The following is a 10267-nucleotide window of genomic DNA, read 5'->3' on the forward strand; positions in this document are numbered from 1 at the left end:
GGGTACCACATCGCTGCGCGATGTGCAAGCGAACACCCGCGCTGCGCGCGGGTGTTGCGCTCCCGCTCCGCGTGAGCGCTGGCGGGTGGCTGCGCCACCCGCACACCCTGCTTGCTGCGCAAGCAGGGTGACGGTCCGTCCGCTGCGCTCCCGGACCGGTGGGACTCAGTCCCACTAACAGGCTTCCGCTTCGCTCCAGCCTGGCCGGCGGGTCCGCTGCGCTCCCCCGCCTGACGGTCCTTCCGGCTGCGCCTCCAGAACCGTTGAAGCCCGCTGGCGCGGGCCGGGCTGGCTGCGAGGGAGGGGGTGGCTCGTTCGTGTCGGGTTCTAGTGTAGTGGCTGCCTCAAATTGATGCAGCATGTAGCATTAGCGAAATGATGGGTCTCCCTCTGGAGGAGGACGAAGCGTGTTGGTCTATGAGTACCTTCCGCATGAACTGGCCCGTCTCGGTGTGGTCTCAAAAGCGGCTGGACTCGATCATCGTCAGGTAGCCGAGCACGTAAGCTTCGCGCGGGAACGCGAAAGCAGCGCTCGGGAGGCCCCGCCTGAACCGCATCACCTGAGCGAGCGGTTCATCGCTTCACTGCAGCGCCTTCAGTGGGAGCGGATCGCCCACCTCATGGAAGAGCGGCGGATGGCGGTGTACGTGCCCTCGCGCGACCCGCGCGCTGTCCGCTACGAAGAGCAGCGACTGCAGCGGTTGGTGGAGGAGGTAGACCGTGCCGAGCGGGCGGGTGTCGGGGTCCCGGAGGTCTTGCGGCATCGCGTCTACCGGATCAGTGCCCAGCCCGCCGGCGGCCGGTCTGCCGCAGGAGTGTCGGTGTTGACCATCCACCTGATGGCCGCATCACCAGAAGACGCCGCCGTGAAAGCCTGGGCCATCCATGGAAGACACGGCGGCCTCTACCAACGCGGTGACTACCGGATCACCTCCGTCGAACGGATCCTTCCCGAACCTGGAGAACTCTTTTGATTAAGCTCCGAGAACACCAGGTGGCGCAGAAATCGAGTTTCCGGAAGTGGGTGGGATTTCCTGCAAGATCTTATGTTCCTGCCCAGGGCGCGCGGGGCACGATCGTGTCGGCGACCGGATCAGGGAAGACGATCACCGCAGCCGCGTGCGCGCTGGAATGCTTCCCGGGCGGCCGGATCCTCGTCACCGTGCCGACCCTGGACCTGATCGTGCAGACCGCTCAGGCGTGGCGGGCGGTAGGCCACCGCTCCCCCATGGTCGCGGTGTGCTCACTGGAGAACGACCCCGTGCTGAACGAGCTGGAGGTGCGCACCACCACCAACCCGATTCAGCTCGCCCTGTGGGCCGGGTCCGGGCCCATCGTCGTGTTCGCCACCTACGCCTCCCTGGTGGACCGCGAGGACTTCGACGACCCGATGGGCCAGCGGAAGGTGCGCGGGCCGCTGGAGACCGCTCTGGCGGGCGGGGAGCGGCTGTACGGCCAGCAGATGGCAGGCTTCGACCTCGCGATCGTGGACGAGGCCCACGGCACCGCCGGTGATCTTGGGCGGCCGTGGGCGGCGATCCACGACAACGCCCGGATCCCGGCGGACTTCCGGCTGTACCTGACCGCGACCCCGCGCATCCTGGCGGCGCCCCAGCAGCGAAGGGGCGCGGAGGGCCAGGAGGCGGAGATCGCTTCGATGAGCCAGGACTCGGACACCTACGGGCCGTGGCTGGCCGAGCTCGGGCTCTCGGAGGCGATCGAACGCGAGATCCTCGCCGGGTTCGAGATCGACGTCCTGGAGATCCGCGACCCCTCCCACGTCCTCGGGGAATCGGAGGAGGCGCAGCGGGGCCGGCGCCTGGCGCTCCTGCAGACCGCGCTCCTGGAGCACGCCGCCGTGTACAACCTGCGTACGGTCATGACGTTCCACCAGAAGGTCGAGGAGGCCGCCGCGTTCGCGGAGAAGCTGCCGCAGACGGCAGCCGAGCTGTACATGAACGACGCCTCCGATGACGATCTGGCGGCCGCGGACCGGCTGCCGAAGTCGTCGATCGACGCGGAGTTCTACGAGCTGGAGGCCGGCCGCCACGTACCCCCAGACCGGGTGTGGTCGGCGTGGCTGTGCGGCGACCACCTCGTCACCGAGCGGCGCGAGGTCCTGCGCCAGTTCGCCAACGGCATCGACGCCAACAACCGGCGCGTGCACCGGGCGTTCCTCGCGTCCGTTCGCGTGCTCGGCGAGGGCGTGGACATCACCGGCGAGCGGGGTGTGGAGGCCGTCTGCTTCGCGGACACCCGCGGTTCGCAGGTGGAGATCGTGCAGAACATCGGCCGGGCCCTGCGGCTCAACAAGGACGGCTCCACGAAGGTGGCCAGGATCATCGTGCCAGTGTTCCTGGAGCCCGGCGAGGACCCGACAGACATGGTCGCCAGCGCCTCGTTCCGCCCCCTCGTAGCCGTCCTCCAAGGCCTGCGCAGTCATGATGAACGACTCGTCGAGCAGCTCGCCTCCCGCGCCCTCACCCACGGACAGCGCAAGGTCCACATCCGGCGCGACGAAGACGGGCGAATCGTCGCGGCCAGCGGCGAAGGCGAGGACCAGGAGCATGACGACACCGACGCCGCTGCCGAGTCCGCGCTGCTCCACTTCTCCACACCGCGCGACGCCGCCACGATCGCGGCCTTCCTGCGCGCCCGGGTCTACCGGCCGGAATCGCTGGTGTGGTTGGAGGGTTACCAGGCCCTCATCCGGTGGCGGAAGGAGAACGAGATCACCGGCCTCTACGCCGTGCCCTACGACGTCGAGGTCGAAGTCGGGGCGACCAAGGCGTTTCCGCTTGGACGGTGGGTGCACCAGCAGCGGAAAGCGCTGCGGGCCGGGGAGCTGGAGGAGCGGCGCAAGACCCTGCTGGACGCCCCGGAGGCCGGGATGGTCTGGGAGCCAGGCGAGGAGGCGTGGGAGACCAAACTCGCCGCACTCCGCTCCTACCGGCGTGCCACCGGGCACCTCGCACCGCGCCAGGACGCCGTATGGGGCGAGAGCGAGGCCGAGGGCCTGGTGCCCATCGGGCGGCACATGGCCAACCTCCGCCGCAAGGGCGGCCTGGGGAAGGACCCGGAACGGGCTGCCGTACGCGCACAGCAGCTGGCGGCGATCGACCCGGACTGGAACTGCCCGTGGCCACTGGACTGGCAGCGCCACTACCGCATCCTCGCGGACCTGGTCAACGCCGACGGCCACCTGCCCAACATCGCACCCGGGGTCCTGTTCGAGGGAGACGACCTGGGCAAGTGGCTCCAGCGGCAGAAGAATCCGGGCATCTGGAAGGTGCTGTCCACCGAGCAGCAGGAGCGACTGTCCGCGTTGGGCGTGCAGCCCGCTGAGGCCCCGTCTCCCGCCCCAGCGGCCGCACGCACGACGAAGGGCCCGAGCAAGGCGCAGCAGGCCTTCCAGCGCGGCCTCGCGGCCCTCGCGCAGTGGGTGGAAAGGGAAGGCGCCCACCGGCCGATCCCGCGCGGCCACACTGAAGAGATCGTGGTCGACGGCGAGACGGAGCCGGTGGTCGTGAGGCTGGGCGTATGGACATCGAACGTCCGTGCGAGGCGGGGCAAGCTCACCCGGGAACAGCTGGAAGCACTACGGAAACTGGGCATGCAGTGGGCGCAATGATCACGTGGTGGAGGCTGGGCGTAGATGGCAAGCCAGGCCTGGCTCGATGTACGGCCTCACGATTGCATCCAGGTAGCGAAGGCGTCGACAAGGCCTGTGTAGAACCGCTCGCCAGGCACCGAGCCCGGGTTTTTGCTGGCGTCGTAGAAAGCGACATTGGTGAAGGTGGCAGAGGTGGAGGCGTTGAGGTTCTTGTAGAAGGCGAGCTTGCCGCGGCCGAATCCCACAAACAGCCAGAAGATCCCCAGTGAGGCGGTGTTCTGGAGCATGGAGCGGACCTCTGCTTTGTCCCAGGGCTCGTCACCGACCTGGGTCACGATGAAGGCGGGGTCTGCAGCGCCGGACTCCTGGTAGTGGCTGACCGCGCGGCGCATGGCATCGGCGACGTTGCCCCAGCCCCAGTCGACCTGGGTGTGCAGCTGTCCGATACGGCCACGGTAGTTGTCCAGCCGGATCTCTTCCAAGAACGGCTCTCGCCCACTGGAGAAGATCACGGGCACCGTGCCGTCGTCGTCGAGGTTCGCCGACAGGGCCAGGACGCGTTCGGCGAAGGCCTGCACGGCGAACGACTCGTACAGCTCTTCCATGTGCCAGTCGTGATCCAGGATGAGGTAGACAGCGGCTTGCCGTCCCGTGATTCCTCGGTCTGCGAGAGCCTGGCTGGCCTGTCGCGCGGGTGCCAGCAGGCCCGGGGCCTGCCGCTCCAGCTTCGTCAGGTCGACCGCAGTGGCCTGGCCCGGAGTCGTGCGAGTCTGCACAGGGAGCGGCACGGCGGAGGGCTCGGGGTCGACATCGACGCCGTAGTCGGTCGCCAGTCCCGCAAGGCCGGAGGCATAGCCCTGTCCCACGGCCCGGACCTTCCAGCCGTCACCGCGGCGGTACAGCTCCGCCAGGACCACGACGGTCTCCCCCGACGTGAAGTCCGGCGCGGTGAACAACGCCGGGGATGCGCCGCTCTGGCTGATCGTCAGCTGAGGCGCTCGGGTGAAGACGGCGCCTGGCTGCAGCGGGTCAGCACTCACCACAACAACTACACGGTGCACGCCTGCCGGCAGGCGAGAAAGCTCCGCAGTGACCGCCGCGCCCTCAACGGACACACCGTCCTGGGCCGGATGATTGTAGAAAACCAGGTCATGATCGCCGCGAACCTTGTCATCAGGGCCGAGCAGCAGCGCGGACACGTCCGCTGAGAGCCCCTGCACCGCCACTGACAGCACCGTCCGCGTTGTCAGCAGAGACACGTTCTCGCCCTTACGCAGCGACGTCTTCTGCATTCCCGCCCCCTGTTGATCACCGGAGAAGAAACGGTAGTCACCTATCCGCGCATCTGCGGCCACTTCGCACATCTGGCACGCGCATCCTGTCTGGGCGATACCAGCGATCACTCCGCCGCCTACACCTTCCTTAGCTTCCAGCCCTGGTGGCGGTGTAGCGGGTGGCGGCCTGGATGCTGAGGCCGAACAGCTCACAGATCATCCGGGCGTCGCCGCCGGCGGCCTGGACTTCGTCGACGATGCGGTCGCCGCGCAGGAGATGGCTGGAGGCCGGGTAGTGCCGGTACAGCCAGGGGCGGCTGACCGGCACGGTGGACAGGGCGGTGCGGCTGGTGACGAAGAAGTACTGGTTGGCCGTGTGAGGCCAGCGCCGGGTGCGGTGGGCGAGGTAGGCGGCCAGGCGTACACCGACCGGCGCCCCGAGACGGATGGTGCGGCCGAACACGTACAAGCGGCCCGACTCGAGGCCACGGGCGTCGTTCAGGGTGAGGTGGCGGATCTCGGTGGCGCGCAGGGCGTGGAAGGCGAGCAGGGCGGTGACGGCGGCCCGGGCCGGGTCGGGGTCGGTGAGGGCCTGTCGGATCGGGGCGGTGTCGGCGGGCAGGGGGATGGTGGGGGCGGGGGTGCCGACGCGGAGGTGGACGGCCGGGTTGCTGCGGATGATGCGGTGGGCGTGCAGCAGGGTGAACACGGCGCGCAGGCCGGAGGCGGTGTGGGTGTAGTCGGTGCCCGTCAGTCGGCAGGCGGTCAGGTGTTCGCGGAGCTGGGCGGGGGTGATGTCGGCGAGGTCGCGGGCGCCGACGGCGGCAAGGCGGGCGAGTACGGGCAGGGCGAAGCTCAGCTGGTGGCGCACGGTGACCGGGGAACGCGGCCGGCTGCGCGGAGGCGTCGGGCTGCCGGTCAGGCGCACGGACATCCACCGGGCGAGTTGGCCGGTCATCGGTTCGGGCAGGCCGGCGGTGACGCGGGCGAAGAAGGCGTCGACGGCCGAGGTGCGGTCGTCCTCGACAAAACGGCGGGCGGCGAGGAACTCGTGCAGCAGCCGGGCGGGCAGGCCGAGCCCCGTCAGCTGGTCGATCACCGTCGCCGGGACGGGGGCGCCGGGGGTGTCCTGCACCGCCAGCAGCAGCCGCAGACCGGTGCGGGCCCGTGCGACGGTGCTGCGCGTCCAGCCCCGGGATGCGGCCCAGTCCGTGAGCTCCTGGCCCAGCCCGTCGGCCAGAGCTGTGTCGGCCGGCGGGCTGTGCAGGGCGGCGGCGAGGTCACGGGGCGGGGACGCGAAGAGGACGAGCTGGCGGTGCGCGGCCGGCACCACCGCGGTCAGGGCATTGCCGGCTTCCGTACCGGGCGGTGACGCGGCCGGGCGGGCGCGGCGTTCCTGGGGACGGGTGTTGGCGAAGGACAGCTGCACCCAGCCGTCCGCGAGGGCCTGGATGTAGGACAGGCGCGGATCGCCCGTGGCGCGGCGCAGCCGGGCGCGCTGCAGCCAGCACATCCGGCACACCTGGTCGTGGTTGACCGCCACCGGACGCCGGCACCACACGCACGGCCCGCCCGGCCCCGCCTTCGAGAACTTGCGGTGCCAGCCCAGACAGCCCCAGCAACGCCACCGCGAGGCCCGGCTGGTGCCCCACGCGAAGCAGTCCGGGCACGAACCGCGGCGCTCCGGCGAGAAGGGATGGCAGCCGGTGCACAGGCCCTGGTGATAGAAGAACCCCGTCCTCCCGCATGCCGTGCACGGCGGCGGAGCGTGCGGGCCCCCGGGCAGACAGGCAAAGCAGACATCGACGCGCGGCATGGTGAACGCCACCGGACGGATCCCGCACCCCGCACACACCGCAGGCCGGCCTCCATGCCTGGCCAGATCCCTTGCCCGCTCCGCCTCCCGCCCGTTTACCGCCCCACCCGGGAGTCCGGTCCCGGCGGGCGCGCCCCGGTGCCGCATCAACCGCTCCTCATCGTCATACCTGCCGGATCCGCACGGCCCAGCCCCGGGGCCCGCGCAGCCGGACCGGACCCAGACCGCGCCGCGCTGTGCCGCCGCCCGGCAACCCTGGCAACCCGTCCTTGATCTTTCGCTGCCGGCCGCTTACACCGGTGGCAGCGACGGCCGCACCACACCGCTCCCGCCAGGCCCCTGTCCCGGACCGGTTTCCCCCGACCCGGCGGCCGGTTCGCCGCCGGCCCACGTGTGGGCCCCTCCCGCGGCCGGGGCCGGCCCGGCCGCCTGCGGCGACCGGCCGGCAGGCGGGTCCAGGACGAGCAGCCCGGCCGGGTCGCAGCCCAGCACCCGGCACAGCACCTGAAGGTCGTCCAGCCTCACCGACACCGGCGCCACCGTCGCCGACCACAGCGCCGACATCTTCCCCGCGCTGACCTCGAGCCCCGCCTCGGCCAGCAGCCGGCGCATCTCGACCGCCTTGAACACGCCCCGCTCGGCCGCCCGCAGCCGCAACTCCCACCGCACGTACTCCACCCGCTTTCTGGACCCTCACACTCACAGTGGTCCTGCAGCGGCATACGCATCCGAGCCCATGAGGCGCTCGGCGACCCGGGCGTTCGCCTCCTGCCAGCACCGTTCGATCCGCTCGATGGGCACATGCACATACCGGGCCGTCGTGGACAGCCACACATGCCCCAGCAACGCCCCGACCGCCTCCAGCCCCACACCCCGCTCGTACAGGTGCGAAGCGCAAAAATGCCTGAGCGGGTGCGGCGTCAGCCTGCCCGACCACGCCGGCAGCCACCTCTCCACCGCTCCCGCCAGCCCCTGCCGCAAGGTCACCGCGCACGCCGCACAGCGCCCGCCACCGGGCGCGTGCCGCCGGCTCGGCAGCAGCACCGCCCGCCCACCCGCCAAGTCGTCGCCGAACTGCGGCCGTACCTCGGCCAGCCACCAGGCCAGCAGCCGGTCCACCCCGTCGATCGCCGGTACCAGCCGCTGCCTGGGCCCGCTGCCCCTGGCGCCCTTGCCCCAGCGCACCTGCAGCACCCCATGCACGCCCACCTCGGGATAGAAGTCCCCCACCTCAAGGCGGACCGTCTCGTTGATCCGCAAGCCCACCCGCCGCCACAACGACGCCGCCACGTAATCCCGCGCCGCCACCAGAAAGCCCCGCCCCGGCGTGCGCGGCAGCCAGGCCCGCCACGCCTCAAACAGCCTCTCCACCTCCCGCGCCGAGGGCGGGATACGCACCCCCGCCCGGGCCAGACGCCGGGGCCGGTTGAACTCATCCACCGGCCGCGGCACCGGCCGGCCCGTCACCTCCTCAACCAGCCGCCCATGCCGGGCCTCGACGAAGGCATAAAACCGGTACACCGCCTGCGCCATCTCCCCCCGCGTCTGCGTCCCCGCACCACGCTCCCGCGCCCCCGCCAACCAACCGTCCACATCCGCCGGCCCCACATCCCACACCGGCACCTGGGCGAACGCCAGCAACTCCCCCACCCACGCCCGCTGCTGACCCACCCACCGGTCCGTAGCCCCCCGCGCCGCCAACGCCAGCACGAACTCATCCACCCACCGAGCCCCCAGCCCGGCCACCCCCACACCCACGACAGTCACCCGGCCACCCTGACCCCGCCCCCACAGCAATCACGACGAAAGTTCAGGAATGCCGAACAACCGACCACCTCCCCGACCTGGAACCCACCCACCCTGACCAGCAACGACCACGCAGGGCCGAACCTGGCCTTTTAGGTAACCTCGGCACGGCAGGCAGTGACCGAACTGAAGACGGGTGCCTCACCGACACAATCGCGAAGAAGGACATGGACCAGCTCGGCGGCAGCGTCCGCTGGCTCAACAAGCACAACCCGGAGTGAAGGCCCTGCTCGTCATGCTCCACCCCAGCCGAGTCTGCGACGCCAAGGCCACCCCTCCGCCGAGCATGCGCGTCGTCACACCAGCCAGGTTCGAGGAACTGAAGAAGGCCGTGACGCAGTACGCGGCCGCGCTAGCCAGTGGCCCGGGCCTGTGGGGAGACGAGCAGGCCGTCAGCGCCCAGCTTGCCCACCACAGGCTCACCGGCGACCGCTTCTTCGACGCCTACGCCGAAACCGTACGCTCAACCGCGTAAACGCTGCCGGGCGTTCAGGGTGCCCCTGAACGCCCGGCAAACTGCGAGGGCGAGTCCGTGTCGCTGCTCGGATTACCTGTCTGACCGACGACGGTGGCCCGGCACGGCACCAGTTGCCGGTGCCGCCCCAAAACTACTCGACGCCTTGGGCCTGGTCCCGCACGAATCTGGCGGCCGCATCCCCGTAGTTGATGTGACCGCAGGCAAGGCGCCCCACCCCTGTACGGCCAATGAGACCGAATCCCTCACCTCGGCACACGCCCAGCGCATTGCCCCAGTCCGGAGAGTCAAGAACCCCTTCCTTCGGGCTCGTGCACACGGGGTCCACAGGGGACGTGCTGCAGTAGGACTGGGCGCGGCCCTCCAGATCCTTTGGCAGGTAAGGTTCCCGCTTACCGGGAGGATCTGCGTAGGCGGCGAGACCTACAGTGTCCGCAGGTTGTCCCCCCGCTTCGTTCTTGGCTGCGGGCGAATCCGGATCGAACCGTGGATCGCCGAAGAGGAGTACGGAGTCGATCCGATCGTGGATCGCGTTCAGCTGCGGATCTGCCAAGGCGTCGCCCAGAACCCACGCGCCCTCGGAGTACCCGGCGAGGATGAAATGCGTGTCGGGGCACCGGCTCGACTCGGCCTTGAGTTTGTCGATCGCGCGGACACGTCCCTGCTCCTCGCTCTTCAAGAGGCTCCCAGGAAGCTTCCGCTTAGGCATCTTGTTTGCCTGGGCGTCTTTCTGCGCCTGTACCGCCTCCGGCTCGTTGAAGACGGTCTCGGGCGATGGATCGTAGTTGACGTATGAAACGCCGACGTTTTCCTTGCCGTGCAGCGCCTGCAGCTCCGAGATGACCTTGTCGAACATGCCGGGCACGTTGGGGCCCAGCTTGAAGGGCAGGACGGGGGCGGGCGCATTAGCGACTCCCTTTACCCCGATGAACTCCCACGCCGGACAGGGAGGCGCCACGGGTGGTTGTGTCGGCGTCGGTGTTACTCCGCTGGCCAGACGAGCAGCGCAGACCCCCGGGACACCGAGACGCACGCCGGGGAAGATCCAGTGGCCTGTATCGCTCGACGGGAATCCGTGATCGCGGGCAAATGCCTCGATTGTCGAGCGATTGGCGTCGTAGATCTGGCGCCACTTGGTACCCGACCCCAGAAACTTTCCGGCAAGGCCCCAGAGGCTATCTCCGCGAACGACTGGCCCGCACATCGTCGGAGCTTGGGGAGTTGGTTTGATCGATGGCTTGACCGGCGTGGGAACTGAGGGATGCGCCGACACCGACGGCGGC

Annotated in this window: 8 protein-coding genes; 3 read left to right on the forward strand and 5 right to left on the reverse strand. The window is 69.8% G+C overall.

Annotation, left to right across the window (positions count from 1 at the left end; genetic code table 11):
* Positions 1-407: 407 nt before the first annotated feature.
* Together ACWGJM_RS42585 and ACWGJM_RS42590 are read left to right on the forward strand one after the other, a co-directional pair.
* On the forward strand, positions 408-974 hold the full coding sequence (locus ACWGJM_RS42585; protein WP_453417135.1) for a hypothetical protein: 567 nt from the start codon (positions 408-410) through the stop codon (positions 972-974).
* Positions 971-3631 carry a Helicase associated domain protein gene (locus ACWGJM_RS42590; RefSeq protein WP_453417136.1) on the forward strand — a complete coding sequence of 887 codons (2661 nt, stop codon included), beginning with the start codon at positions 971-973 and terminating at the stop codon, positions 3629-3631. The genes ACWGJM_RS42585 and ACWGJM_RS42590 overlap by 4 nt, the downstream gene beginning before the upstream one ends.
* A 56-nt stretch (positions 3632-3687) precedes the next feature.
* Here the strand turns inward: ACWGJM_RS42590 and ACWGJM_RS42595 are convergent, their stop codons facing one another.
* From ACWGJM_RS42595 to ACWGJM_RS42610, 4 genes are all read right to left on the reverse strand, one after another.
* Positions 3688-5016, reverse strand: a complete 1329-nt coding sequence (locus tag ACWGJM_RS42595; protein ID WP_453417137.1) for a VWA domain-containing protein — start codon at positions 5014-5016, stop codon at positions 3688-3690.
* Between the two features lie 19 nt (positions 5017-5035).
* Positions 5036-6430: a hypothetical protein gene (locus tag ACWGJM_RS42600; RefSeq protein ID WP_453417138.1), complete on the reverse strand. Its 1395-nt coding sequence runs from the start codon at positions 6428-6430 to the stop codon at positions 5036-5038.
* Positions 6431-6994: 564 nt separating this feature from the next.
* Complete coding sequence (locus ACWGJM_RS42605; RefSeq protein WP_453417139.1) at positions 6995-7381, reverse strand: helix-turn-helix domain-containing protein; 387 nt, start codon at positions 7379-7381, stop codon at positions 6995-6997.
* A gap of 21 nt (positions 7382-7402) precedes the next feature.
* Entirely contained in the window at positions 7403-8425 is a 1023-nt protein-coding gene (locus ACWGJM_RS42610) for a tyrosine-type recombinase/integrase (RefSeq protein WP_453417140.1), read from the reverse strand.
* A gap of 319 nt (positions 8426-8744) precedes the next feature.
* On the opposite strand from ACWGJM_RS42610, the gene ACWGJM_RS42615 reads away from it, so the two are divergent.
* Complete coding sequence (locus ACWGJM_RS42615; RefSeq protein WP_453417141.1) at positions 8745-8984, forward strand: hypothetical protein; 240 nt, start codon at positions 8745-8747, stop codon at positions 8982-8984.
* A gap of 133 nt (positions 8985-9117) precedes the next feature.
* Here the strand turns inward: ACWGJM_RS42615 and ACWGJM_RS42620 are convergent.
* Positions 9118-10267: cutinase family protein (locus ACWGJM_RS42620; RefSeq protein ID WP_453417142.1), on the reverse strand; the 1150-nt coding region annotated here is incomplete at its 5' end.

It is taken from the genome of Streptomyces sp. NPDC054834 (assembly GCF_053611185.1).